General features: G+C 56.7%; 38 protein-coding genes. 33 read left to right on the forward strand and 5 right to left on the reverse strand.

Going from position 1 to position 24556, the window contains the following annotated elements:
- Positions 1 to 38: 38 nt before the first annotated feature.
- Both ACSQ36_RS42195 and ACSQ36_RS42200 read left to right on the forward strand, forming a co-directional pair.
- Entirely contained in the window at positions 39 to 479 is a 441-nt protein-coding gene (locus ACSQ36_RS42195) for a hypothetical protein (protein ID WP_436186824.1), read from the forward strand.
- Positions 480 to 560: 81 nt separating this feature from the next.
- Positions 561 to 1220: a hypothetical protein gene (locus ACSQ36_RS42200; RefSeq protein WP_436186825.1), complete on the forward strand. Its 660-nt coding sequence runs from the start codon at positions 561 to 563 to the stop codon at positions 1218 to 1220.
- Positions 1221 to 1515: 295 nt separating this feature from the next.
- Here the strand turns inward: ACSQ36_RS42200 and ACSQ36_RS42205 are convergent, their stop codons facing one another.
- The 5 genes from ACSQ36_RS42205 to ACSQ36_RS42225 form a co-directional block, all read right to left on the reverse strand.
- On the reverse strand, positions 1516 to 1707 hold the full coding sequence (locus ACSQ36_RS42205; RefSeq protein ID WP_436186826.1) for a CsbD family protein: 192 nt from the start codon (positions 1705 to 1707) through the stop codon (positions 1516 to 1518).
- A gap of 163 nt (positions 1708 to 1870) precedes the next feature.
- Positions 1871 to 2092 (reverse strand): hypothetical protein, encoded by a 222-nt coding sequence (locus ACSQ36_RS42210; protein ID WP_436186827.1) that lies wholly within the window; start codon positions 2090 to 2092, stop codon positions 1871 to 1873.
- 96 nt (positions 2093 to 2188) lie between these two features.
- Positions 2189 to 2659, reverse strand: a complete 471-nt coding sequence (locus ACSQ36_RS42215; RefSeq protein WP_436186828.1) for a bactofilin family protein — start codon at positions 2657 to 2659, stop codon at positions 2189 to 2191.
- 12 nt (positions 2660 to 2671) lie between these two features.
- Positions 2672 to 3553 carry a hypothetical protein gene (locus ACSQ36_RS42220; RefSeq protein WP_436186829.1) on the reverse strand — a complete coding sequence of 294 codons (882 nt, stop codon included), beginning with the start codon at positions 3551 to 3553 and terminating at the stop codon, positions 2672 to 2674.
- Positions 3554 to 3687: 134 nt separating this feature from the next.
- Complete coding sequence (locus ACSQ36_RS42225; RefSeq protein ID WP_436186830.1) at positions 3688 to 4287, reverse strand: DUF1845 domain-containing protein; 600 nt, start codon at positions 4285 to 4287, stop codon at positions 3688 to 3690.
- 645 nt (positions 4288 to 4932) lie between these two features.
- Here ACSQ36_RS42225 and ACSQ36_RS42230 point away from each other — a divergent pair.
- From ACSQ36_RS42230 to ACSQ36_RS42380, 31 genes are all read left to right on the forward strand, one after another.
- Positions 4933 to 5202 (forward strand): DUF7696 family protein, encoded by a 270-nt coding sequence (locus tag ACSQ36_RS42230; protein WP_436186831.1) that lies wholly within the window; start codon positions 4933 to 4935, stop codon positions 5200 to 5202.
- Complete coding sequence (locus ACSQ36_RS42235) at positions 5199 to 6491, forward strand: recombination directionality factor (protein WP_436186832.1); 1293 nt, start codon at positions 5199 to 5201, stop codon at positions 6489 to 6491. The genes ACSQ36_RS42230 and ACSQ36_RS42235 overlap by 4 nt, the downstream gene beginning before the upstream one ends.
- A 383-nt stretch (positions 6492 to 6874) precedes the next feature.
- Positions 6875 to 7360 carry an NADAR family protein gene (locus ACSQ36_RS42240; protein ID WP_436186833.1) on the forward strand — a complete coding sequence of 162 codons (486 nt, stop codon included), beginning with the start codon at positions 6875 to 6877 and terminating at the stop codon, positions 7358 to 7360.
- Positions 7361 to 7444: 84 nt separating this feature from the next.
- A complete protein-coding gene (locus ACSQ36_RS42245; RefSeq protein ID WP_436186834.1) occupies positions 7445 to 8818 on the forward strand; it encodes a metallophosphoesterase family protein in 1374 nt (457 codons plus the stop codon).
- A 216-nt stretch (positions 8819 to 9034) separates the two neighbouring features.
- Positions 9035 to 9583, forward strand: coding sequence for a hypothetical protein (locus tag ACSQ36_RS42250; RefSeq protein ID WP_436186835.1), 549 nt, complete (start codon positions 9035 to 9037; stop codon positions 9581 to 9583).
- Positions 9571 to 11892: an AAA family ATPase gene (locus ACSQ36_RS42255; RefSeq protein ID WP_436186836.1), complete on the forward strand. Its 2322-nt coding sequence runs from the start codon at positions 9571 to 9573 to the stop codon at positions 11890 to 11892. The genes ACSQ36_RS42250 and ACSQ36_RS42255 overlap by 13 nt, the downstream gene beginning before the upstream one ends.
- Before the next feature lie 72 nt (positions 11893 to 11964).
- Entirely contained in the window at positions 11965 to 12135 is a 171-nt protein-coding gene (locus ACSQ36_RS42260) for a hypothetical protein (RefSeq protein WP_436186837.1), read from the forward strand.
- 319 nt (positions 12136 to 12454) lie between these two features.
- Complete coding sequence (locus ACSQ36_RS42265; RefSeq protein ID WP_436186838.1) at positions 12455 to 13006, forward strand: phospholipase D-like domain-containing protein; 552 nt, start codon at positions 12455 to 12457, stop codon at positions 13004 to 13006.
- A 107-nt stretch (positions 13007 to 13113) separates the two neighbouring features.
- On the forward strand, positions 13114 to 13476 hold the full coding sequence (locus ACSQ36_RS42270) for a hypothetical protein (RefSeq protein WP_436186839.1): 363 nt from the start codon (positions 13114 to 13116) through the stop codon (positions 13474 to 13476).
- Between the two features lie 82 nt (positions 13477 to 13558).
- Positions 13559 to 13750, forward strand: a complete 192-nt coding sequence (locus ACSQ36_RS42275) for a hypothetical protein (RefSeq protein ID WP_436186840.1) — start codon at positions 13559 to 13561, stop codon at positions 13748 to 13750.
- Positions 13747 to 14568: a hypothetical protein gene (locus tag ACSQ36_RS42280; protein WP_436186841.1), complete on the forward strand. Its 822-nt coding sequence runs from the start codon at positions 13747 to 13749 to the stop codon at positions 14566 to 14568. The genes ACSQ36_RS42275 and ACSQ36_RS42280 overlap by 4 nt, the downstream gene beginning before the upstream one ends.
- A gap of 181 nt (positions 14569 to 14749) precedes the next feature.
- Complete coding sequence (locus ACSQ36_RS42285; RefSeq protein ID WP_436186842.1) at positions 14750 to 15430, forward strand: tyrosine-type recombinase/integrase; 681 nt, start codon at positions 14750 to 14752, stop codon at positions 15428 to 15430.
- Between the two features lie 115 nt (positions 15431 to 15545).
- On the forward strand, positions 15546 to 15791 hold the full coding sequence (locus ACSQ36_RS42290) for an AbrB/MazE/SpoVT family DNA-binding domain-containing protein (protein WP_436186843.1): 246 nt from the start codon (positions 15546 to 15548) through the stop codon (positions 15789 to 15791).
- Positions 15788 to 16186, forward strand: a complete 399-nt coding sequence (locus ACSQ36_RS42295) for a PIN domain-containing protein (RefSeq protein WP_436186844.1) — start codon at positions 15788 to 15790, stop codon at positions 16184 to 16186. Before ACSQ36_RS42290 ends, ACSQ36_RS42295 begins: the two co-directional genes overlap by 4 nt.
- 46 nt (positions 16187 to 16232) lie before the next feature.
- Positions 16233 to 16709, forward strand: coding sequence for a DUF6998 domain-containing protein (locus tag ACSQ36_RS42300; protein ID WP_436186845.1), 477 nt, complete (start codon positions 16233 to 16235; stop codon positions 16707 to 16709).
- 14 nt (positions 16710 to 16723) lie between these two features.
- Positions 16724 to 16963, forward strand: coding sequence for a hypothetical protein (locus ACSQ36_RS42305; protein ID WP_436186846.1), 240 nt, complete (start codon positions 16724 to 16726; stop codon positions 16961 to 16963).
- A 6-nt stretch (positions 16964 to 16969) separates the two neighbouring features.
- Positions 16970 to 17251, forward strand: a complete 282-nt coding sequence (locus ACSQ36_RS42310; protein WP_436186847.1) for a hypothetical protein — start codon at positions 16970 to 16972, stop codon at positions 17249 to 17251.
- A 418-nt stretch (positions 17252 to 17669) separates the two neighbouring features.
- Positions 17670 to 18011, forward strand: a complete 342-nt coding sequence (locus ACSQ36_RS42315; RefSeq protein ID WP_436186848.1) for a hypothetical protein — start codon at positions 17670 to 17672, stop codon at positions 18009 to 18011.
- 106 nt (positions 18012 to 18117) lie between these two features.
- Complete coding sequence (locus tag ACSQ36_RS42320) at positions 18118 to 18411, forward strand: hypothetical protein (protein ID WP_436186849.1); 294 nt, start codon at positions 18118 to 18120, stop codon at positions 18409 to 18411.
- A 21-nt stretch (positions 18412 to 18432) separates the two neighbouring features.
- The gene (locus ACSQ36_RS42325) at positions 18433 to 18771 is read left to right on the forward strand and encodes a hypothetical protein (protein ID WP_436186850.1); all 339 of its coding nucleotides are present in this window, start codon (positions 18433 to 18435) and stop codon (positions 18769 to 18771) included.
- Positions 18772 to 19055: 284 nt separating this feature from the next.
- A complete protein-coding gene (locus tag ACSQ36_RS42330) occupies positions 19056 to 19289 on the forward strand; it encodes a hypothetical protein (protein ID WP_436186851.1) in 234 nt (77 codons plus the stop codon).
- 14 nt (positions 19290 to 19303) lie between these two features.
- Positions 19304 to 19714 (forward strand): hypothetical protein, encoded by a 411-nt coding sequence (locus tag ACSQ36_RS42335; RefSeq protein WP_436186852.1) that lies wholly within the window; start codon positions 19304 to 19306, stop codon positions 19712 to 19714.
- Positions 19715 to 19772: 58 nt separating this feature from the next.
- Positions 19773 to 19982 (forward strand): hypothetical protein, encoded by a 210-nt coding sequence (locus ACSQ36_RS42340; RefSeq protein ID WP_436186853.1) that lies wholly within the window; start codon positions 19773 to 19775, stop codon positions 19980 to 19982.
- A gap of 230 nt (positions 19983 to 20212) precedes the next feature.
- On the forward strand, positions 20213 to 20923 hold the full coding sequence (locus ACSQ36_RS42345; protein WP_436186854.1) for a hypothetical protein: 711 nt from the start codon (positions 20213 to 20215) through the stop codon (positions 20921 to 20923).
- Positions 20924 to 21072: 149 nt separating this feature from the next.
- Positions 21073 to 21438 (forward strand): hypothetical protein, encoded by a 366-nt coding sequence (locus ACSQ36_RS42350; protein WP_436186855.1) that lies wholly within the window; start codon positions 21073 to 21075, stop codon positions 21436 to 21438.
- Between the two features lie 210 nt (positions 21439 to 21648).
- The gene (locus tag ACSQ36_RS42355; protein ID WP_436186856.1) at positions 21649 to 22233 is read left to right on the forward strand and encodes an H-type lectin domain-containing protein; all 585 of its coding nucleotides are present in this window, start codon (positions 21649 to 21651) and stop codon (positions 22231 to 22233) included.
- A 28-nt stretch (positions 22234 to 22261) separates the two neighbouring features.
- Positions 22262 to 22819 carry a hypothetical protein gene (locus ACSQ36_RS42360; protein WP_436186857.1) on the forward strand — a complete coding sequence of 186 codons (558 nt, stop codon included), beginning with the start codon at positions 22262 to 22264 and terminating at the stop codon, positions 22817 to 22819.
- A 40-nt stretch (positions 22820 to 22859) separates the two neighbouring features.
- Positions 22860 to 23123, forward strand: a complete 264-nt coding sequence (locus ACSQ36_RS42365) for a hypothetical protein (protein ID WP_097276777.1) — start codon at positions 22860 to 22862, stop codon at positions 23121 to 23123.
- A 97-nt stretch (positions 23124 to 23220) separates the two neighbouring features.
- Positions 23221 to 23586 carry a hypothetical protein gene (locus ACSQ36_RS42370; protein WP_436186858.1) on the forward strand — a complete coding sequence of 122 codons (366 nt, stop codon included), beginning with the start codon at positions 23221 to 23223 and terminating at the stop codon, positions 23584 to 23586.
- Between the two features lie 42 nt (positions 23587 to 23628).
- Positions 23629 to 23892, forward strand: coding sequence for a hypothetical protein (locus ACSQ36_RS42375; RefSeq protein WP_143331861.1), 264 nt, complete (start codon positions 23629 to 23631; stop codon positions 23890 to 23892).
- 163 nt (positions 23893 to 24055) lie between these two features.
- Positions 24056 to 24508: a hypothetical protein gene (locus ACSQ36_RS42380; RefSeq protein ID WP_436186859.1), complete on the forward strand. Its 453-nt coding sequence runs from the start codon at positions 24056 to 24058 to the stop codon at positions 24506 to 24508.
- Positions 24509 to 24556 lie beyond the last annotated feature (48 nt).

Raw genomic sequence — 24556 nt, forward strand, 5'->3', positions numbered from 1 at the left:
TTGAGCAGCGAAGCGCTACACAAAATAGGGGAGTAACAATGAAACAGAAACTGATTCTTGGGCAGAAGGCAATTGGCGCAGCGCTAGTCGTGGCGGCGGGGGCAACTGTGATTAGCTCCGCAATCGCCTTCACATCCTTCGCCACGAGTTCCGCCGCCACACTTGCGGTTGTTGGCGAGGCGGCCAACTCCTCCCAAGATATGCGGACGTTGCAGATAGTAGAGCGATTGACGGGTGACGAGCGGGAACATGTTCTTACGCAGTACGGCTTTCATTCCATCACCGAGCTGAGTCAAAAGATCGAAAAGCGGCGCATAGCCTTTCAGCAGCAAAGAGAGAACGTAGTGCGCGCTCAATCCGCATCGCAGTTATCGCTAGCATTCTTTGTAGCTGCCCTTGTTGCTTTGTCGCTCCTGTCTTCGAGCGCCGCAAACCTCCTATTTAAGAATGCAAACACGCGACGTCCGGTCCCCGCATAAACGGCCGAAACACGCGACGAATCTATTTGAAAATTCGAGTCAATCGACTCGATACCGAAACTGCGGATACAAGGCCACCTGATGAAAAAATTTCTCTTATTCGCACTTTCCGTTTGCTACGCATCACTTGCCTGCGCGCAGTCCTTGCCTTTGCAGAATACGGCCATGTCCGTGACTGGAACACCCAAGATCACATCCGAGGACGGGCAAAGCATTCGCGTCGTGAACACCAAGGGCTCTGCATCCCTCGCAAAAGTGTCTGCTGGTGATTCGTGCTCGACTACTGGCCTCTTGATGGAAGGCGCGGCCGGGAATACTTTGCTGACCTGCGCCAGTGGTAAGTGGCGTGACCTCAGGGATCTGGATCAAGCCGCCGTTCAAATGACAATCGACGGTCCCGACGAAGGCACGTTTTCGCGGCATATCCAGTACGCATTCGTTGCCCATGTTGGCATTCCGACCCTCCAAACAACCGAGGAAGCCGGATTTAGGGTGTTTCGCTCGCAATCGGGGTTTGTCCAGCCGACCAAGACTGCCGACAGCCTTTACGTGGATACGAACGTACTAGCTTTTAATCCGGATAACACCGCCCACTTGCTCATCGAGCTGACGTCAATGGATGCCGCTCACGAGTGGACGCAGCGGGTCGATGTGACTGTGCCGCTCGGCGTCAAAACAGCGATTGCGAAGGATGGGTTTGGCGTCGAGTACGCGGTCCGGGTAACCAAACGCGCTTCGTAAAGCGCAAAGGAAAAGGCCCGGAACGATGCCGGGCCTTCAAACCAGGGTGGGAACCCCCGTTACCGCCTTGGTAGTGTTTCTCTCGGAACTGACCTGTTGCCTCTGCGTGTTGGTTTTATCGACGGGCGCTTGTTGTCGGTCAGCAAGGCAATATTAGACGGCAACCCGCTTTCCCTTATGTGGGCGATCCCACATAAGGCTTACTTTTGGTTACAGGTGTTGCAAACTGTGTACGACGCAGCGCCTTCAACAAAAGACGCCGGGCAAGCCGGCGTTATCTATAGAGCGTGTTTAATCAGGGTGCGCGCTTTTTCGCGCCGTCTTTCACGTCTTCCTTGATGTCGCCATACTGTTTTTGGGCCTCACCAGCGCCTTGCTGCAGTTGGCCCTTGGCCTTTTGACTTGCGTCGTCCGTGGCATTGCCCACAGCCTCGTTGACCTTTCCCTTCACCTTCTCAGCCGTACCTTTCACTTGATCCTTATTCATAGCAAACCTCCGATTCGGTTATGCGCCTGAATTTGGCTGCAATCGAAGGCTTGCACAAAACGATCCCGGTAAGAGTCGACGCGTAGGACGAAAAAAAGCCCGCTCAGTGGCGGGCACAATCCATATCAGTGGAGACATGGAGGAGACGAAATAAGTATAAACCCTAGTCTCCCAAATGCAAAGTTTTTTCCAAAAGGTCGCTCAGGAACGCATCAGGCAAGACAAACGGGCTTCGGTGGGCAACGGTCTCAGGCATTGCATGGCGGTTGATGAACCGACCGTCGACGAGCATGCAAAAGCACAGATCCTCGAAGGCCGCTTCCTGCGCGGCGGCTTCCCATGTGTCACTTCTGTAGTCGGTTTCGGGTTTTGTTGTCATCGTCATTGCGGCCCGCTGTGAGAGAGCCGCGATTCACGGCATGACCTGTTATCGGATCGTCTCCTACAATCTTTACCCCGTCCGTTCACCAAGGCACCCGTTCTAGAACGCGGCCGTACGATGTAGCTCAGTGACGTTCGAGTCACCCTTTTCGGATACGCCTTCGACGGGAGAGATCGCCGCAGTCGTACTAGGTTCCTCCTGCGGGGTCGCGTTGCTCGGGGGTGCCACATCGATCGTCAGCATTCGAGCAACGCGCTTGAGCGTGCCATTAAGCGACGCGTTGGGCCCTAATCGGATCGTGCCGCTGTAGAGAATGTCGCCGGAAACGTGTCCGTTGACCTCGAGCGAATCGCGGGCGTGGACGTTGCCGTCAACGCGCCCGTCGATGCGCACGTGTTCGCCTTGCGTGCTGCCCTTGACCAGGCCGCCCTCGCCGATATGCAGCAAGCCGCGCGTCGAGATGACGCTGCCCGCACACAATCCGAAGCAACTGACACCGTGATCGACAATCATGTCGCCGTTGATTGCGCAGCCTGGCGCGATGAGCGTAATGCAAAGTTCGTTTTTCATGACCGAAACTCCCTAGAACATCTGTACTTCGTTCGATCCTGTCCGGCTCGCCGGAGCGGATGGCGTGAGGGCGCGCGTTGCCGTGTTCGGCTCAACTACGCTCTCCTGTTCGACGCGCGATTTCGAGATCCGATGACGGGCTGGATGCGTCTGCTTCGTCGTGGTTGCTGCGGATGCGGCGGCGACCGTTGGAGAGGGCTGGCTCGCGGCTACCGGCGCGACAGTGACCGATTGCCGCGGCACTTGCTGCACGACAACAGGATCCGCCGGCTTTGCTACTGAAGAGAGAGCTGGCGAAACCACGAGCGTCGGTGCGATCCCCGTTGCAACGGGAAGGGACGTCGGGGCAACAGTAGGTGCGACGCTGCTACGCGGCGCGCTCCGGTGGATAGGGGATACCGCAGCACGTTCGGTGTCTGCCGTCATTTGTACGGGTGCGGGCGTCGTGATCGCCCCCTGAGCCGGGATGCCGGTCGTCTTGAGCGATTTTTGGAATTGATCAGCCGTCAGCCCCAATGATGAAGCGCCGATGAGGTCACTTGACCTGAGTCCAGGCGCATTCATGACTGGCTGCGCAGGAGCCGCATCGATCTCCTTGACTTGGTTTGCGTCTATCTTGAGCGCGTTCACCGGCTGTTTGGCCGGTGATTTCGTGGGGGCAGTCGTCGAGATCGAAATAGGGCTTTGCGATGTGCTCAACGCCTTGTAAAGCGAAGCAGCGCCCATTCCAGCCATACCCACAACGGCGGCGACGGCGAGCGCGAGAACGCTCACGCGCACGATGGGACCTGTTTGGTCCCAGCGCCGGCGCATCGTTGGCGCAACGTCATCTCGAGCCATACTGGCCGGTGCCGGAAGCGCCGCGATCTGTCTCGGCAAATCAATGGTGGTCATATCGGGTGCAAATTGGGCATGAAGCCGTTGGATATCGCGTAAATCCATAGTAGACCTCGTTTGTTTATTGTCTTGAGAGCGTACCGCCCGCGCGTCGCTGTCAAGCAGGACGGCGGAGAAATGGGGGAGAGCGCTTAGTTAGCGCGATCTGAGTCCGGCAACAGGATGCCTTCCGGCGCGTATCGGTCGTTGTCCGGGATGCAGATGAAGGGAAACTGGTGGAGGCGCGCTTCGGCAGCCGCCAGTGCGGATTTGCGCTGATGCGAAGATACGACGCCGAGGAAGAGGCCTTCGAGCGTTCTGACGAAGATCACGTCGTATATCGCGAGAAGACGCACCAGACGGCCGGACAAGGCGTTCTTCACCTCGATCGTGGCGCTTTCAGGCTTGATGCTGAGCTTACGCCTCGGCAATTTGTTGGTCTGCGCCAGCGCCCGCTTGAACCACTCGTCTGCAACTCGGAACTCTTCCTCAATCGCAGCGCGCTTGCCGCCCCGTGCCACTGACATTTTGGCGGAACAGAAGTAGTAATGCGCGCGGAGGAACTCCCGCATGAACTTCGAATGGTACGTAAGCTCGGTTTGAGCGTGCGTGTCGGGGATAATGCGCGCGATCCGGTCGTCGCTAGTCAGCCTTGCGAGTGGTTTGAGTCCAGACTCGATCGCGGCGTTTGGCGATGTTTCGGGCGCAACAGGTGCGTTATCTTGGGGCGCTTCCTTCGGAACAGCTGACATGGTTTTCTCGGTCTGTATGTGCTCTCTCAGACATAGATTCTCAATCAATGAAAACGCGTCGAGCCGTCGAAAGACATATCAAATTCGTGACCTTTCGAGTCCACAGCACATCCATTTCCCTGAATACTTCAATCCATACCCCGCGTCTCTGACGCATCGACCTCGACTCCTATCCCGGAGTCCATCTTTTTTCTCCAAGCCGTGCTTCTGAGCATGCTCCGACCAGTTAGCTCCTGGTGTGGATATCTTCTTGTGTCGAGTGCCTAGCTAAACACTCCCCAATTTCAGCCGTGATACTCGTAACCCTGGATCGCATTCATTTGCGCCGGGTACATCGTTCGAACCCAGTTTTTCGGGTGTTCTCTCTCCAGAGCCTGTTCTGGGTAGAACGATCGAAGTTGGCTGATCCGTGATTCCTGCGGCGGAATGTATTTTCCGAAAAGGGCTGTTGCGCAGCGTGACCATGCTGCGCGAGGACGACTTTACGTCCTCTGATAGAGCCTTTACTGGCTCCCTGTGCGCCACGTCCCCAGAAGGGACGTGGCGTGTAGGTCTTATTTCCCCATTTCTCAAAGCTCGCTCCCTCACCGGAGCGGGCTTTTTTTTCGCCTGTCGGTTTCCGATGGGCTTTCTCTGGAGGTGCTTATGTTGCTGCAAGACCGCCTCAACCAGCGCATTGCAACCGCGATCAAAGACAAGATCGAGTTTGAGCGCGCTGAATGGGAAACAACCTCGAATGCGTGGCGCACACGCTGTGAAGCGGCTCGAGTCGCAAGTTTCAGCGACGCCGAGCGTTCCGTTTTTATCCATCAAGTGACCGAACGCAGAGGCAGCGCGGCCGCCGGCGAGATCCAATCTCAGGCGACCAAACTGCGCACCGCGGCCATCTTCTTTCTCGCGAGCTCAAAATCATGAATGCAGTCGTATCGATGCTGGACCTCACGCCGCGCAGTCTGGTAGAGGAGCGGGCGCTCCGGCCCCCGACCATGGGCAAGATTCGCCCGGGTATCAAAGTTCTCACGCGTGCGATGCAGGCGAATCAACAAGCCGTCGAGCTGTACAACGCGATGGCGGCCGCCGGCGACTCTTACGAGACGATCGGCAAAATGCTCGAGAGCAAGCTGAGGCTCAAAAACGCGTTGGTGCCGAAGAACGTCCCGTACTTCGTGTGCAGGCGTTCCGACTTCTCCAACCCAGCGACGGCCGATGAGATCCTCCGGATGTATGGCGAGGATCGGGGCGATGGCATCAAGCTCTATCGTTTCCCGGTGATGTTTGCCTTCGACGATTGGCTTCGAAACGTCCCCAACGAAATGGCGGTGTACACGACGACGAGCCGCCAGTTCTTCTCGCAGTATGGACCGGACGGCGTGCGCTACTGCAAGACCTATGCGCCGGTTGAACGCGATGAGCGGGCGACACGCGTCAGACGTTCTTTCGGCGGCAGACTCATTGTTCACCGACAGGATGACGACATACCCGATGGCAAGTGCGATCCGCATGCGTGTCCGCAGTACCAAGCGCGCAAATGCAACCTCTCTGCGTCGTTCCTGTTCGTGATTCCGGAAATCAAGGGTCTCGGGCTGATCGAGCTGCCAACCAACTCCATCTACGTTCTTCAGAAAGCTTACGGCGCCATGCAGACGGTGGCGCTTGCGCGCGGTCGGCTGACAGGCACCCGGTTTTGGCTGTCGAAGCGTGAGTTCGACATCACGCGCATCGACGAGAACGGCCAGGCGGTTCGTCAAAAGCAGATGCTGACGGTGCTCGATGCGGATATCGATCTCGGTGCGTTGCTTGATGGCGCGGACGGTGCTGTGCCAGCGTTGGAAAGCGCGAATCAGGCAGTCGCGTTGATTGAGGCCTCGGGCGATACGCACGTGATCGATCAAAGCGCGGCTGACCGCACATCTGAATCGACCGGCCAACCACCGGCCGATCCCATTGACTACGAGCCACATCCGAATGAAACGCTGGAAGACAAGCGCGAGCGCATGACGGATCTGTTGCATCGCCTTGGGCTTAATCGTGAAGAGCGGCAGCAAGACGTCAGAATCCTTGGCCAGTTTCGGTACGGCAGGGGTTGGACGAACAAGCTCGATCAGGTTGACGCGATGAATCGGTTCCTGGCCAGCGCACTCGTCGACAGGACTGAACTCGAAGCGGAAATTGCGAGCGCAGTGCAATCGACTAGCTTCGTATAAGGGTTGCAATGGGGATCGCCATTGCACGACTTTACAACGCTACCTGGGATGAAACGTATCTTCGAGCAGGCACGAGCACAGTGTCGGAAAATCACTTTCATCGTAACAACGGGTATGACGCAGTCGATATCCAACGCATTGAAGCTCTGAGGGTCGAAGAGCAAGTTGAACTCGATGAAGGTCATCACCTGGTGAAGCGAATCCAGTAGTTCCCGGTAACCCTCTCATTCGCCGGCCCTTCGGGGCTGGTTCACCTTTCCCGATGTCGATACGCGAGAACCCTTCAGCAAACACGCGTTGCTAAAGAGTTTTCGACCGCGCTCCCCTGCGCATCGAATCCGTCCGCTTCGGCGGCCCATTTTCTGTTTTTGAAGGACTATTCGATGCGTGAGATCGGCAACTTTACGTTGTTCTTCGGCGCTGACGATGCACTGAGCAACTGGCATCCCTGTAAGTTTGTTTATCGCGGCTTCGAATTTCAGAGCGTCGAGCAGTTCATGATGTTCTCGAAAGCCAAGTTATTTGAGGATGCCGCATCGGCCAACGCAATACTGGCCGCACGTTATCCAAAAGAGCAAAAAGCGTTGGGCCGAAAGGTCAAAAGCTTTGATATGGAAAAGTGGCTAAACAAGCGCGAATCAATCGTCTACGTCGGTTGTCGAGAAAAGTTCTTGCAGAACCCACGGTTGCGAACAGTGCTATTGGCGACCGCATCGACTGAACTGGTCGAAGCGAGCCCCTACGATCTGATCTGGGGTGTCGGACTTGGCGAGCGCGACCCGTTGATTCTTGACAAGTCCAACTGGCGCGGAACAAACCTTCTTGGCATTGCGCTCATGAAGGTGCGGAACACGCTGCAAAGCACGTAAATTCAAATCTTTCTCGCCACTCGGCGACAACAATGAAGCTGCCTACGGGACACCGAGGCAGCTTTTTTCATTTAAGGAGGCGATATGAAAATCGCTCATTTTTCTGACTTGCATTACGCGCCGGGCAACCTGGAGGAAGCGGACCGCTGCTTCGGGTTCGCCGTGTCCACTGCGATCGAACTACAGGCAGGTTTCGCCGTGATTTCAGGCGACGCGACGGACCATCGGCTCGATGCGCATGCGCCATCGCTCAACCGGCTCGCGCAACAGATCCACCGTCTCGCTTTTTCAATGCCGGTTTTGATGCTGCAAGGGACGTTCTCTCACGAGCCACCTGGCACGCTGAAGAACTTTGCGTTGATGGGCGACCGATATCCCGTGTTTATCGCTGATCGCGTGCAGCAAGTAAGCTGGTTCGAGGGGCAATTCTTCGCGTCGGCCGGGCCGGTATTTGACCCCGACGAGCTGAGCGGTGTTCTTAAAATCGGCGCGGATGTCGTGTTCACGTGTTTGCCCACGATCAACAAGGGGCAACTCGCGGCCGCGGTGGGCGCGAAGGATGCGGCAACGGCGCTTGGCGACGTGCTGAGCGACTATCTCGCGGCGGCCGGGCAGGTCAACCGTGAGCTACGCGCGGCTGGTATCCGAACGGTCGGTGTGTCGCATGGCACGGTCAACGGCTGCACGACTGAGCACGGCGTCACGATGGCCGGCTTCGATCACGAGTTCTCCCTTGGTGCGTTGTTCGACGCTGAATGTGATGCTTTCATGCTGGGACACATTCACAAGCACCAGCAATGGGAACGCGCAGGGCGTGTGGTTGCGTATCCGGGTTCGATCGGACGCTTTCATTATGGCGAAGAGGGCGATAAGGGCTATCTCCTGTGGGATCTGTCTGCCGGTGACGCGAGAGCGCAACTGGTCGCCACACCCGCGCGGGAGACTGTCTGTATCGATTTCGACGGGCTGCCCGATATGGCGCGGCTCGCCGAGATCGCGGCCAGCTCAACGGACAAGTTTGTTCGCGTTCGTTGGCAAGTTGACGAGGAGCATCGACAGGCGGTTGATCGTGAGGCGATCGCGGCGCTTTTTTCCGGCGCATCGGAGTTGAAGGTCGAAGCGCGCATTCTTCCGGTCACACGCAGCCGCGCTCAGGGGATCAGTCTTGAGGCAACCGTCGAGCGCAAGCTCGAACGGTGGTGCGAACTGACGGAGGTCGGTGCAGCGCCGTTGCTTGAGCGTTTTCAATTGCTTGAGGCGAACGACGCGGAATCGATAGCTGCAAGCATCCTATGTACTATCGACTCGCTGCAATCGTCGCCGTCTAGTCAGGCGTCTTTTGATGCTGCAGAAAACGGTCGCGAGGCGCAAGCCGAAACAGTTGAAGCTCCGGACGCAACAGTCCAGATTGTTTCGCCGCCGGCGTCGTGGCTCGAGGATGATCTTTTTGCAGCGTGAGCTGCCAACCCAGTGAGAGAGGCCAGTACGGCTCTCTCACGTGTGAACACGAGCCGTGTTCCGATAGCCCGTTAGGTTATCGAAACAAGGTTTCACCGCGTCCTAGACGCATCGACGTAGGCAACACCCTTTCTCAGCAGTTCCATTCTTCTTCACCCTGGCGGGGAGCGATCCCTAACGGGCGCACTCCGTCTTTTTTCCTAACGGAGTGCAATCATGTTTGGCCTTTATCCTGCCGGATCCGATTGGATTCGTACTTTCGTGTCCGAACACCGTCCGGCGCGTGAGATTCAAAAGTCGCTCGTCGACCACGCCGGCTTCACTGCGGCGATTTTTCATCAGCCATTTGGCGAACATCGCGGTGCGGTCATTGCCCAGTCCGGCAAGGTCCTCGTGATGTCTGCAACCGCCCCGGGCATTTTTAACATCGCAGTCACGCCAACTGTTGAGCTGCAGCACCTCCTCTGGTCATATCGTGAAGGCTATGCAACTCAGTGGTCCGCGATGGAGATTCGCACCCTGACCGGTCACTCGGGCTGGGATGAGCTTCTCATTAGCGCCCAACGCGAGTTTGCGAAGGCCTGCGATCTGGTGAGCGCCGCAATCGATGGCACGTTGAGCGCGCCTCGCTTGCCCGAACCTGTTGCCGCATCCGCCGTTGGGACCGTTCACGACGCGTTTCCGGACGATGACAACGACGGGTTCTATGCGCAATGGGTTGAGATGTCGCAACAAGCATCGGAGTTGCCGCCATGCGCCCACTGAAACTCACGCTGGAAGGGTTTTACGGTGTCCGAGATGGTATGCACCGCGACAGTCTCACGCTTGATCTGGAAAGCTTGCCGGAAGGCCTGATTGCGTTGACCGGACCCAACGGGGCCGGAAAAACGACGATCATGGACAACTTGCATCCGTATCCGATCATGCCGTCGCATGCATCGAAGATATCGGTCGATGCGTTCTCGTATTGGGATCACATCTGTGCGCCCACCGCGCTTAAGGAACTTGAATGGGAACACGATGGCATCCGCTATCGGTCCTCGTTTTCGTTTCGAAAGCCCGGCAAGACTGGCAAGGCCGAGTACTACCTGGCTTATCGATCAATGGATGGCACATGGCGTCCAGTGTCGTTACCGGACGGCACCGTGTCGGACGGCAAGGCGGACACATACAACCGCTGCGTCGAAGCGATCAACGGCTCACTCGAGACGTTCTTCACAAGTGTGTTTTCGGCTCAAAACCGAAGGCCGCTTGCGTCTTACGGATCGGGTGAAATTAAAACGCTGCTGGCCGAATTGCTCGGGATCGAGAATCTGAAGGCGTTGTCGGCGAAAGCTGCCGACGTTGCAAAGATTCTGGGTCGTGCGCTCGACGCCGTCAACGCTGAGATCTCCTCGTTGGTCCTCAAACGCGAACGGGTATCGGACGTTCAGCGCCTGGCCGATCGAGAATTCGAAGCACTTCGATCTGCTCGCACGGACCGTGATAAGGCGGTGGCGGTCAGCACAAGCCTGACTCAGCAGCGCGCGACGCTCGCTGTCAAGCAAAGTGAGTCGGCCGCGATTGAGGCTCGTCTTCGCCAACTCGGCGTGCGACGGGACGAACTGAACGGTGCTCTGAAGACGCTGAATGACGACGACACGGCCGCAAAGACGCGTACGCAGCAACGCACGTTGGCGCTGAACCGGTCCATTGCCACACATCAGGCGACGTTGACCCAACGAGACGCAATTCTCGGTGCGGCAGCGCAGCGTGATGAGGCACAGCTTTCTATCGGCCGGGAGGCCGCAAGAGTCGAGCCTTTGCAAATCGAGATTGCAGCGCTGCAGGCGAAGCAGGTTCAGCACGCAGAGTTGCAGGGCAAGTTGCAGGGTCTCGAAAAGGAAGGGCCGACCAAAGCGGCTCATTTCGAAAACCTCAGGCAGCAAGCTGCGGTGATCGACTCGGTTCCCTGTGCTGGCCATGACATGCACACGAGATGTCCTCTGTTGTCGCAGGCGCGTGAGGCTAAGGTACAGGCAGAGGTTCAGCGGATCTCGGTGGCCCAACTACGAACGACTTATTCGGAAACGAGAAAGTTGGCCGTGGAACTGGCGCCGGCGATCGAGCAGCATGCTGCAAAGCGTGCTGAGCTGAAGACGCTGAACGACGCCATTGCAATTGCCCGTCAGAAGCTTGAGAAAGCGACTGAACTCGCTGCGAAAAAACCGTTGCTAGAGGCTGCAACCATTGGCCTCGAGGCAGCGCAAACGGAACTCAAGGCTTTGGCCGAAGAGGAACGGGCACGCCTGCTTCGTATCGAGTCCGATAAGTCTCGGTTGATGGCGCAACTGACGGAGCTTGTCGAGGAAGTTACGCGTCTTGGTGCAGTCGATGTGACTGCTGCGATCGCTGAAATCGACCGACAACTTTCCGTTAGTCGAGAAGGTGTTGTGGCGTTGGATGCTCGAATCGAACATCTGATCCGGTCGCAGACAACGTTGCAGGCTGAATGCGAAAGGCTGAAGACGGAGTTGATCCCGTTTGTCGCGACCGAAGTGCGCGCCAGTCGGCTCTCCAATGAGATCGCACATTGGAAGCTTCTGGCGAAAGGTCTTGGCAACGACGGTGTTGTTGCTTTGACGATTGACGATGCGGGGCCGGCGTTGACGCACACCGTGAACGAGTTGTTGCTGGCTTGTTATGGGCGGCGCTTCACCGTCGAGATTCGCACGCAACGGGCGCTGGCCAGCGGAGAAATGCGCGAGGGATTTCAAATCCTTGTGCATGACGCCGACAACGACAGCACCAAACTTGTCGAGGTGATGTCGGGTGGCCAAAAGGTCTGGATCAACGAGTGTTTGACGCGTGGCATTGCGTTATACCTCGCCCAGAACACCGGGCAGCCTTACCAGACCCTCTTTAGCGACGAATCGGACGGCCCGCTTGATCCGCAGCGAAAGCTGCAGTTCATTCGCATGAAGCGAGAAGTGTTGCAGCAGGGCGGGTATCAGCGGGAGTTTTTCATCTCGCAAACACCCGATCTTGTCGCAGAGGCTGACGCGATTATCGATGTCCAGGCGCTTGCCGCCTGATCAACTTTTTTAACCCTTGTGGGGAGCGACTTCCTGCAAGGGGTGCTCCTCGTTTTCCTTAGGAGCACCCGCATGCAATCCCTCGAACACGGCCGCAATACGGAGCCGTCACTTTCAACTGAAAAGGCAATCGCCACCGAAGCGCCTCGCGTGCGTGAGTACCGTTTAAACGGCTCCCTTCTGCGTGACGTGATGGTGCAAGGCCAATGGCTCACGGTACGCGTGTTGCCGTTGTGTACCTAGCCGCAGACTCATTGACGGCATAACCCTTCTGGCGCCCACTGCGGCGCCAATTTTTATTGGTGAAATCATGGCAAATCTTTTGATGCTGCTCTTGGCTGTGTCCAGTGGTCCTGCGCATTCGCATCCGCCGAAAGCGCCGCGTCCGTCAGTTGTCTCACCGCACTCCGATGTACGCGGGGCGGTGCTGCTTCGACACACCTTGGAGCGTGCCCACCCACTGAATATGCCGCGACTTCGTCGTTGCTAAAACCTGCAGAAGCCCCGTGATCCTCTTGGACGCGGGGCTTCTGCAGTAAACCTTCCACTTAAAGGAATCTATATGAAACGTTTTCGTTCCTTCTGCGTTGCTTTGGCGTTAGCCGCATGTACGGCCATTCCGGCACCTGCATTCGCGGCTGAGGCTGACGTGCAGGTTGCTTTTTCTCCTGACGGCGGAGGCGAGGCGCTTGTCCTTTCAACGATTCAAAGCGCGCGGCAATCGATCCGGTTACTTGCGTACTCGTTCACAGCAGCGCCGGTCGTCCGGGCGCTTATTGCGGCCAAACGAAGGGGTGTAGATGTGGCTGTTACGGTCGACTATCGAAACAACGTTCAAGAGGATCGCAGTGGCAAGGCCCGTGCTGCGCTGGGCGCATTGGTCAACGCAAGCATCCCGGTGGTTGTGGTCAGTGCATACCCATTGCAACATAGCAAGTACCTAACCGTAGACAGCGCTGTGATTCAGACAGGTTCGTACAACTACAGTCAGCAGGCGGCTTTGTACAATTCGGAAAACGTAATTGTGGTTCGCGGTCGGCCAGACATTGTGCGAGCGTATCTCTCGAACTGGAACGACGTCTCCGCTCGAGGTCAGCGGTACAGCGCGCAGTAGATCAACCATACACCTTCTAACCCAGCGGGTTCGCAGCCCGTTTGGGGCTGCTCCGCATTTTTCTTGGAGCAACAATGGCTTACTCGTGCAGTGACTTCACGGATGACGTGCTCAACACGCTGATCAGCTTAGGTCTCGTGGACTGCGATGCAATCGCAGACAACGACCCTCAGGCGCAGGCGGAATTAGCGCTGAGGGCGATCGCCGACGTGGCTCGTAAGTCTGCAGACGCAGCTCGCATTCTGGACGCAGATCTTTTCTTCAACGAGGTGTGCGCCTCTCAAAGCAAGCTTCAGGATTTGACGGATGAACAGGGCGCTCGCCCGCTGATGTTCATTTTTCTTCTGCACAACGCAGTCCTATCGAATTCCCTTGTCCAACTCGATCCCGAGGACATACCTGTGGTCAATCTCGTGTGTGCGCTGCCGTCAGGTGATCATTGGCGGACGTTCGTGCTCATGCCGAATTAGCCGATATCCGGATCGGGAAATCAACTTAACCCCTGCGGGATCGATCCCGTTTGGGGTCGCTCCGCATCATGAGGAGTCGCTTATGTTTGAAGCAGCAAAGAACCGCTTTTACCCGGAAGTCTTCAGCACTGAAGAAGCCGCACGGCACTATATCGGCGATGCGAAAGCCGATGACGTACGCCCATGGATAAGACGGACGGACGTCAAGCCGATGATAGACAGTTTTATCGTCGTCGCGGGCAAGGATGTTCCGCGGAGGGTGCCACGGCCATGACCACCGATCACTCTATTCCGCAATGGCTTGGGCCTTACGCACGTGGTGAAAAGGCAGGCTGGTCGCAAAATCACATGGCGTACGCTGAGTACGGTGTCGACGGCTCGGCCGACGACGGCGAGTGCGATGAACGCATTGCGATGCAGCGCCCGTTGATGGTGGGCTATGCGAGCCGTACGGGGACCAGACGGAACCTGGCTGCTTTGCGCGATGCCGGGTGGCGCCTTCTCGTTTCCGCCAAAGGCGAGCTTCGCACCGAGGGCATGCGCTACGCCCTGGACAATGGCGCCTGGTCGGCGTTCGTTCAGCAGCAGCCATTTGATGAGGACGCATTTCTCCTTGCCGTAGATCGGCTTGGAGAGGGTGCAGATTGGATCGTGCTGCCGGACATCGTAGCGGGTGGTCTCGCATCGTTGGAGTTTTCGTTGCGGTGGAAGGAACGACTGCGCGGCATGCCAACAAGGATGCTGCTCGCCGTGCAGAACGGGATGCAAATCAACGATGTTGCGAGCTTGCTGTCACCGGCTATAGGCATCTTTATTGGTGGCACGACCGAGTGGAAGGAAGCCACGGCGCAAGCCTGGGGTTCTGTTGCGCGACGGCGGCACTGTCACCTGCACGTCGGGCGGGTGAACTCAGCTCGTCGGATTCGCATTTGCGCGGCCGCCGGCGCTGATAGCTTTGACGGTTCTGGCGTTAGCAGATACGCAAAGGCGTTGCCGCGACTCGACCGTGCTACACGGCAAGGCGATATGTTCGCCGCCGCGGACGATTCGCTTGAGGAAGCACGGCGAGCAACTGCTCAGCTGTTCTTGTAGCAACTTTCGACAATCCCCAAGGCTTGCCTTGGGGATTTTTTTTGGCCGTCGTAGGTGCGCTGCATGTGGCTTCAGGTACTTTCCGAGGTTGGTAGGCGGGGTGCGGTGCTGTGCTCGAAAAACAGCCTCACGGTTTTTCTCTCTGAACACGATCGATTCCCTACACGTTCAGAGGTTCGCTATGCACCCACACATCAAACGCGCCGAAGTACTATCCCCCAGCCAAATCCGGCATCTCCTTCGAGTTACGGATGCCACCAGCCGTCACCCGGCGCGTGACGCGGTTGTTTTGCTACTGGGGCTGGCATGTGGGATGAGAATCACCGAAATTGCCCAGGTTACCGTTGCAGACTTTTACTTCGCGAGCGGCGAGTTACGGCGGGAGGTCTCATTGCGTGCGGCGATTACGAAAGGATGCAGACAACGCTGCATTTATCCATCGTCGCCCAAAATTATTGCTGCGCTGGGCCGCTACGTTTCGCACAGGCGCGAACGGGAGATGGGAACAGCAATGGGCCGCACGGATTATCACGGTTTTAATTCCCACCTTCCTCTCGTGCTCAGTCGGAAGGGTTATCCGTTTTCATTGAGCTTGAAACCCCGTACCGACGCGCAGGGAGCTGCAACAGGCTATTGGGCGGCTGATTCGCTACAGGCGTACGTCACCGGGCTATACCGAGCTGCTGGCACGAAAGGAACAAGCCACAGCGGCCGTCGAACATTCGCGACAAGGCTGCTTTCCAATGGCGCGACCATCGAGCAAGTTCAACTGCTTCTCGGGCACGAGAGCATTGACCAAACGAGCCGGTATATCGATGTGTCGCTCGCCGAGATGGCCCGAGCCATCGCAACGGTCATTTGATGCATGGGAATTTCAGTTTTGGCGCGATTTTGCCGTAATCAAAGGGCTAGCGCGCTATTTGGCGCTTGCTTTTATCGCCACCTTACCATAAAGTAAGGAATATTGGAGGGTGACTATGACAGCAGCAACTATCACATCGAAGGGCCAGGTAACGATCCCGGTGGACGTACGCAACCACCTTGGATTGGAGTCGGGCGACCGGATCGAATTCAGCTTCAATGAGGTCACGGGCCGGTACGAGGTTTACCCAGCGACGCGCTCGCTTGCGTCGCTCAAAGGCATCGTGAAGAAGCCCGCTAATCCCGTGTCGATTGAGGATATGAACCGGGCCATCGCCGAGCAGGGAGCATCACCGCGATGATCGGTCTGGATACAAATGTTTTGGTCCGGTACCTCGCCGAGGACGATGCCTTGCAGTCGAAGAAGGCGACGGCCCTTATGGCGTCTCTGACGGCAGAGCAGCCAGGGTACGTTTCGCAGGTTGCACTGGTCGAGGTCGTGTGGGTGCTCGGGCGCTGCTACGGCGTCGAGCGTGAGCAGATGAAGGACATTATCGATTCGATAATCGGTACCAAGGAACTGGTCGTTGAAGGTGCGGACACGGTGCGAAAAGCACTTCGCGTTTTCGGTGCATCGGCGAAGGCGGATTTCGCGGACTGCCTGATCGAACGGTCGGGGCACGTCGCCGAATGCGAGTACACGGCAACTTTCGACGTGATGGCTTCGAAGGTCGCCGGGATGCGTTTGATTGCGTAATCACGGCGTGGGCCGATAACGGAAAACAGGACAAGGGGGAAGCTGAGTGTTGATAGAACTGCCGAGCGTCGTCCGCGAATTGTGGTGCGCGCAGCAAGCGCTTGCTCGTCATTACGCAAGTACTGGGCTGAAGTTCACACTCGACGGCCGACTTGTAGGGGACATTGCAGAAGCGTTGGCGCTGCACCACTTTGACTTAGTAGCCCCGGAAAAACGAACAAAAGGGGTCGATGCTCTCACCAGAGCCGGGCGCACGGTGCAAGTCAAAGCTACAGGACGGCCGAAAGCGGGACCCGCATTCACGCGCGGACGAGGCTTTGCTGAGTACCTCTTGTTCTTTCGGATCGATTTTTGTGTGGGCACGGCATCGGTCATCTACAACGGACTCGAAGCGCCGATTCGCGCTTTGTTGCCGACCAAGTGGGACGGCACTTCCGTCGTCTCCCTTGCCGCTATCACAGCAGCGGCGAGCACCGTGGTGGGTCACGAAATGTTACCGGGCCGTCTTACGAGCTTGGTATAGGAAAAGAGCCACAGATGAACAACCAGCAATTTCAGTTCGGCAACGTAAGCTACCTCGATGAGCATAGCCGGGAGGTTGGCATTCAGTCGACTGTGCGAGTGGGTATCAAAAGTGTTTTCACCAGCTGCAACTGCGGGCATTACTGGCTCGCGCAAACTGGAGCCGGCCTCGCCAGCGTAATCGGTGGTGTCATCATCGCCTGCCCTGAGTGCAAGGTGTCGGCCAAGGTCTCAGGCAGTGAACTGGAAGCGTAGGAAAACATGCCTAACTCATACACACTAGAACTTCGCCGCAAGCTGTTGCTCGCTCACTTTGAAGAGCGTTACGAGGAAGACTTAAAGCTGGCCCGCGAACGTAGCTCGTTCGTTGAGGTAACAGATGACATTATCGCAGGCAAACACGGTGCAATGACTGCGACAGTCACGTTGACCACCACGTTTAACGGCGAGTTGAGCAACGCCCGTGCGCTCTACGTATATCGGTTGGGCTCACCATCCGGTCAGCCGAAAGGTTGGCATTGCTATAACGATTGGAAAGACTAAACCGCGCAACGGAAAACATCGGCCTGCGAGCGCTTTGCATTGTCCTAAAACTTTACGGAGTTGTCGAACATGGGAGACACGGAAATTTCGTTTGTTAAAACCCCCGGGCTGATACTGGACCGAATCCTTACGCTGCTCGCTCACAAGGGCCGCGCGATAGCGATGGAAGCGCTTACCAGGGCGGTAAGTGAGGACGTACAGGAAAATAGTCGAAATTCCGGTTACACGCCTCGCACACTGCTTTGGTATGTAATCGGGGTCCGTGTTAGCGGAGACTCAACGTTCCACACGCAACCGGCTTTTGTTGATGCGCTGGGTCTCAACGCCCACGCGCAACAGATTTACCGCGTACACCTGTCAGCCATCGATACGTTTCTAGCGCAAACCAAAACTGCCACATAAGCCGGGAAACAAACGTATGAACAATGAGAAGGATTACATCAATGTCCTTAAGGCGTTGGACCGAACTGGACCCATGTCCACTGCCATGAATCAACTCAGCGAAGTGGCCGTCGCGACCGAGGATGAAAAGTTGCGAACAGCGCTTGAGGGAATTTGCGCCATGGCACGACAACAACTCGTGCCGATCGGGGCGCAGGGACGGCTGCTCGGGATATCGCCGCAGAGTTTCCCCACGCTTCATAAGGCTTTCGGGAAGCTCGCCAAGTACTGCGAGCAACAACGTGATGCGTCTGAGAAACAGTGGGAGATTTTGGCGAGACGGGCGGGCTGGACGCCACCAAATTCCACCGGCGGATGAGAATCATCGAAGACTACTTCAGGGATACTCCGCAGGCGGCTCGGCATGTACCGCCTTTCTTGTGTGGACCGCGAAGGTAGGCGGAATGGAAAACAGGGAATCCAACATGACAGGTAACCAAAACGTTGATGAGGCATGGAAGGCGCTGGCCGATCCCGTGCTCAATCAGTCGATCAAGCGGCGACGTTCCGAGATACAAGCGCTGGCAGGATCAACAGCCTTGATCTTGGTCGCGCGCGTGACCGTGGGCGATGAAACGTTGATCGTCCGGGCGGACGAAATCACGGCTGCATTGACGGCCCTGAATGGCGAGCCGAAGGCGGGTATGCGGTTGAACGCAAGGATCGAGTTCGATGCCATGACGCCCGCCGAGTTTGCTTCGATCCCTGAGTATCAGTAACGGCATCGGAAAACGGAAGTCATGAGAAAGCAAAAGATGCCTATGGTCCGCGTTCACAGGGTCATCGCCCGCAATGTGCACAATCAAACTCGCGAGTTCATGGTTCCTGCCCCGAGCGAAACTGCAGCATTGCTGAATTTTCAAGATAGTAACTGGCTATACGATTGCAAATTCATCCGATACAGTGCCCCCGAGATTCATTGGGGTACGTCGGGTATGTCATTCCATCTGGAGGGAGACGTGATCGAGGAAGGGCATCCTAGCTACGAGTACATGTATGCCTATTACGCGCGAGACATTGCGGCGTTCGTCGTAGATCTTCAGCGGACCGGTCACATGTTGCCCGACGATCCGCTCTGAACTGACCCGATACTTCTTAAAGTCGCCACTGCGCGACGGAAAATCATGGCGACTATTCCACGACCCCGCAAGCCGCGTTATGTCGTTCGCGATAGCGCAGGGCGAGCGTTGCGCGAGACTGATTCCAAGCTGACCGCCCGGTGGGTCTGGTTCAAAAATCGACGCAATGGCTCAACCGCACATGACCGTCTTAGCTGGATCGAGGACGAAAAAAGCTGGCTGCGTTGCGGCGATCTACCGCCCGAGAAGCGGGCAAACTGAGAACGGAAAACAGAGGAAAGGACATGGACAAATTTGAACCTATGGCCGATCTGGTCAAACGCCTAAGCGGCTCCGACGCATCGGCTCAGGCGAAAGCGGTTGTCGAGGCGATCAAGCTGATTGAATCTGCACCGGGCTACCTCGATCAACACAACCGGGCGACGGCGCTGTATCACCTGGCGGTTGCGTTGTCTGGTCGTGACCACGCCGCAGAGACGTTGGAGACCGCCTCCTTCCTCGCAAGCGACATCCAATAGCTCGGAAAACAGTTATGAGCGAAGCAAAACTCAAAGACCCGGCGGAGCAGCGTGCCGGGATAGATCAAATAAACCGGGCGCGCGAGCTTTGCGGGCGACCGGTTGCTCTGAACGCGAAGTTGGATGCTTTCTTGAACGGGAAGCCTAATCGCGGTCAGATGGTCGAGTTCATGAATGACTTGAAAACGACCGGACTGCAACAGCAAATGGATGCCAACATCGCGCGCATTTGCAAATCTGTTGGCATTGAAGAACCGACCGGGACCGACAAATTGCTCGCCTTGCAAATCGGCCTCCTTCAGGAACAGAACGAGGCGTTGGCCCTACTGGCGAATTGGACCGGCCAAGTCGTCGACCAAACGAAGCAGCAGCCATCCATCTTCGGCCCCGTTCTCGCGGCTCTCTTGATCGGCAAGGCACTTTAGGCCATCGGAAAACATTGGCGCACAGACTTCCCCCTCATGTGAGAAATCAAGGATATTTATGGCAACAACTATGTACTTCGAAGAAACCATTCGAGACCAAGGCGGCAAGGCAACGTTTGACGTTGAACTAGGCCGGTCGTCGTTTTATCCGGAAGACAGCATCTATCTGACCGTCGACGGGAAGACGGTGATTATGGATTACGACACTGCAAAACGGTTTGTGGAGGCTGTTGTCCATGTGGGGCGATACCACCGCATGATTGACTAGGCCGGACCACGGAAAACACCCATGCCGACAAGACCATTGGCTGACCGTATGTTGGACGCTGATGTAAGAGCGTCAAGGTGGCTGGCTGACGCCAACGAGGCGCGTGAGCGCGGCGACAATAAATATGCCGCAGAGTGTGACGCGAAGAGTCAACATTGGTTGGACCGCTTCAATCTTTTGAGCGGTCGCGGTGATCGGCAAGCACCAAAAAACTGAACACGGAAAAGAGAATGACACTGAGCTTTACTACTGATCCGGTGGTTGACGGCGAGCTTCAATTCACGGCCGGTATGTGGCTCGTCACACGCTCTCAATTGCTGAAGTGGGGCGGTGCAAAACGACTCTTTTTCGCACCGGGTGGCACCGAAGCTCGATGCCTGAAGATCGATAAGGCGTTCGGCAGGTTGGCTTGCTGGACGACTTTTTCTGTCGGTGCGGAATATCTTCTGAAGGGTGCGGTGCTGGCCAACAAAATCGAAATTCGGGAGGCCAAGCCCATGGCGGTAAAACCGAAGGATGCCGACATTGTGGAGTGGTGCCGTAAGGCACGCCGTTACAAAGGGGATCCTTCGAAACTGGAGACCACCGCATATGCAGACTATGGCGCTCTCACGAATCTACTCCAGAGATGGGTGCCGCTGATGATCGATCATCACAAGCCAGGCGCAGCTTCCGACCCAGCGGAAATCGAGCGCTTTGAAGCGAGGGCCGACCTGATGTACGGCGCGTTCGTTCTCCTGACTCAGATGATTCGCAACCGCGATGCGCACGCGTATGTGCCCAACGTGCGGAACCAGCACGAAAATCTACTCGTAGATATGTTTGTTCCTGCGTTCAACACGCTGGTGGATTGGATGCCGCGACCTCCCGTGCAAATCGATGAAAGTTATAGGAAGCGCAAGACTTTGGTACAAGATCTAGTCCGGCCAACGCTTCGCTAACTGCATTCACGGAGCCATTCGATGGGATTTCGTCGCGCTGGAAGAATGAACGAAGGAAGATGCGGAGCGAGTCGGTATGCTGGCCGACGTGGAGCGCAAAGCGATCGCGGCAGTCGAAAAGCTGCTCGCGCAATAGGACGGGAAAGCACATGACCACACATATGGCGCGGCTTCTCTTTGATCGTCGGGGAGACGTAGGCAGGTTGGACTATGTGACTGCGTGTCCAGCCGACTGGGCGCCAACTCCCAATCGTTGTCACGAAAATGCGGCTGCATGGGTGGACAGGTTTCCGTCCTGGGAGGTGGTTCGCGGTTGGTTGCTTGTTGCTGAAGACGAAGTTATGGGAACGATGTTCGATGCGCATTCAGTGGTGCGGGATGAGAATGGCAACCTTTGGGATGTGACGCAAGGTGAAGTGCATCGCTTTCTCGTTCATCCTGGGGATGACGAAGAATTCGTGGAACGGGTCGACGCGGGACCATGGGTTCGGTTGAGTTATATCCCTGGCATGTGAAACAAGGAAAAGAGCCAGGCGCAGGAGCGCCCCGCCGCGGCCGGTATCGCTGCATTTCGCGCCCGGCACGACGAGCTCGCATTGACCAAGATTGGTAGGCCGTGGCGTCAGGCATTGACCGCGATACCCTGCGGAGGCTGTTCAGGGCAGCGGTTTCGGTGCCAACCGTGGACATGCTTCGGTGATAGAAGGGATAAATGGAGGCTTCGTATGGACGATAAGATCGCCGGTGAGGCACCAACCGAGCAGAGCAACAGCGGCAATAAGGGAGCAGGGACAGATTCCGGCGCTCAGCTAAAACTCGGCGTTATAAGTTCGGTCACATCAGTGGTCATTGCTGTGATTAGCGCGATCGCTGCTTGGCATGCGACAACAAAGAGTTCGTCTGTCGAAGCACAAGTTTCAAGCATAAACTTTATAGCAGGGACTGTTAGCACCGGAGGAAATGCCCAGTTCGGCCCGTTACCTGCGGGCTTTGAAGGCAATATGCCGCAAAACTGGCGTGCATGGCGAAGGCAGATTTCGTTTTGGAAGGATGAGAGTGGCATTGCCCGACCGGGCGTTCGACCGTTTTCTCGTCCGCCCCAAGTTTTTGTCACGCTGAAGTCGATAGATGGGGGCGGGCCCGGCACTGGCAACGTTCGTATCAGCGTCGCTGCACCTCCTGCGGAGGTAACACGTGACGGCTTCGCCTTGTACATGTACACATGGGTCGACGAGAGTGGCAAGACGCATGCGCCCGCATGGGTAGAGGTATCGTGGTTCGCCTATGATGGTCCTTCATCGACTCAATGACAGCAAGCAACGGAAAAGAGGAAAAGCCGTGAAACTTGAACAAGGCGCCGCCGCTTCGTTTTTTGCCGGATTGGATGAGGATGGATGGTTATTCTTTCCCAATCGATTTGAGTGCGGTCGATGCGGATACGGCGTGACGTTCTCGTCCAGCGCGTTGGTCAACGCCAGTGCCTATCGATGGAACGGCGCCCGTGTCTCGAAGCTGAAGGGTTATTCACGTGGAATTTTCGATGAGGTCGAGAGGCGTTTCTCTGGGGAAGACCCTGAACGTTTCTTCCTGGACTTCCATTGTCCGCAATGCAGGCTCGCCACGGGAATCGGCTTCGAAAGGTACGAATTTCACATGGCAGCGTACAGATATAGACCACTGGCGGTTTGGACCGTCGATCGCGAAGAAAAGGTCATGCCACAAGAAAGCGAGATGGGAGTCCGGGTGCAGTGCGCGATTTGCGGGCGCGCGCTTGGCGATGTGGACGACCCGCTCAGCGTCGATTGTGGCGGCGACTGTCTGCGATGCATGGCAGACTGTGGCGATCCCGATTGCATCGCAGCGATCGATGCCTTGAAGAGCGCTGGCCGGGTTTAACAAGGGAAAAGCGGCTTCGGCTGCGAGACAAGGAAAAGACATGGACGCGATACAGGCGGTATACACGGCAAGCAAGTGGCTGGACTGCATCAGGACTCAGCAGGCCCGCGATGACCTCAGCAAAGCGCAGAAAGATACTGTGATCCGGGTCGCACTGGACGAGATAGAGAAGGTATTAGCCGAGGCAAAGGCGGCCAATCCGGTTCCAGTCATGTTGAGCCAAATCGATAGGCTCCTCCTCGAAAAGTTTGGACCCGACGCGCTCAAGCAATCTACGGAAGCGGACAACGAGCCGAAAGCGTAACTGAGCAAAGCATCAACGCCAAGACCGTCGCCACGTTTGACGACTTGAGGAACTCAGACAGAAATTCGCCTGCATCGCAGGTACCAAGGACAACATAATGAAAATCGCTGTGACAAGATTCGACTATCTGAGGCGTGGTGGACAGGCGTGGGTGTGTCTTGAAGACGATTTACCCGACAGCAACCTCGACACAACGCCGAGACTGAAGATGCACATGCACTGCGCAGTTCGCGCGACACAAAGTGTCCCCGCCACCGATGATCAGATCGTCGTGCCGCATCCCATTGTGGCTGGACTCCATATCGTCGCTTGGTTTCCGTCCGCCGACGAGAAGACCGCTGACACCCAAATTTGGCCCGAGCGGAACGCATACCGCTTCAAGGCCGTCCAGCTTGTGGCGAACCTCATCGCCACAGCGGAGCTCGATGTATTCGGTTCGCACATTCCGACCATCATTGCGTAGGAAAACCGCTCGCGCCGATCGTGCGGGCAACACGGACAAATCATGAACGTATTTGTTGTTATTGATGATGCAATGGGCGGGGATCAGTACGCTGGTGTTCATCGGACACAACCTGATGCTCGGCCAGGAGCCAAGGTGATTGAAGTGAAGGTAGTGGGTGCGCAGACGGACCCGCAGTTCGTGTATATCGCACAGACCTATGATCGGGCGATGGACGTCCATCGTTATGAAGGCGTTTACGGCAACTATCAAAGCGCGCACCAAGCATCTGGCCCAAAAGGCTCGACGCTTGGCGTCAGGATCTGAGCCAAGGAAAAGCTCGCGCCGGTCGCGCGGGCCAAACAGGACAACAAGGATCGCGAGATGGGGCAAGCAAAACAACGCGGGTCGCGGGAAGGACGCATTGCGCAAGCGCTGGGCCGCGCCGAAGCCAAGGCCGCGCGAAGAGCAACGCTTCCGGTATCCCTGCATGGACATGAGCCTGACGGAAAAGGTTGTAAAAAGAATCCGAACGGAAGAAGAGGCGACCTCGCCGCTGTCCGAAGTGGAAGCGAGGCTTGCGGCTGCCGAACTTCCGTATGACGATCAATGCGAAGTCGCGGTTGTCCTCTATTTCGTGCGCGACTTGATCGCGGAGGCGTATCGGGGTGGGCTTGCGGGTGGCATTTTCTCAACCTCGGAAGTGGATTCGGAACTGGGGAGGAGAAATGCTCTGCTCGCTTGCAAATGCGTGCTTTCTGGTGATGGGCACCTCAATGACCGCTTCCGAGATGTTCTAGTGAGCGTCCTTGATGGGCGTGATGTCGGTGAGCTCGCGGACGTCGATTGCGGCAAGACTGCCGCTCGGTATTGCGAGTGGCTCGAGCTACCTCTCGACTCCGCGTGGAGAACCTTGGCATACAACTCCCGCAGCTCCTGCTGATTCAACGACGGAAAAGACGATGTCTGCATTGACCACATCACTTGCGCT

Origin of the sequence: Caballeronia sp. LjRoot34 (genome assembly GCF_964253815.1) — a bacterium.
Taxonomy (GTDB): domain Bacteria; phylum Pseudomonadota; class Gammaproteobacteria; order Burkholderiales; family Burkholderiaceae; genus Caballeronia.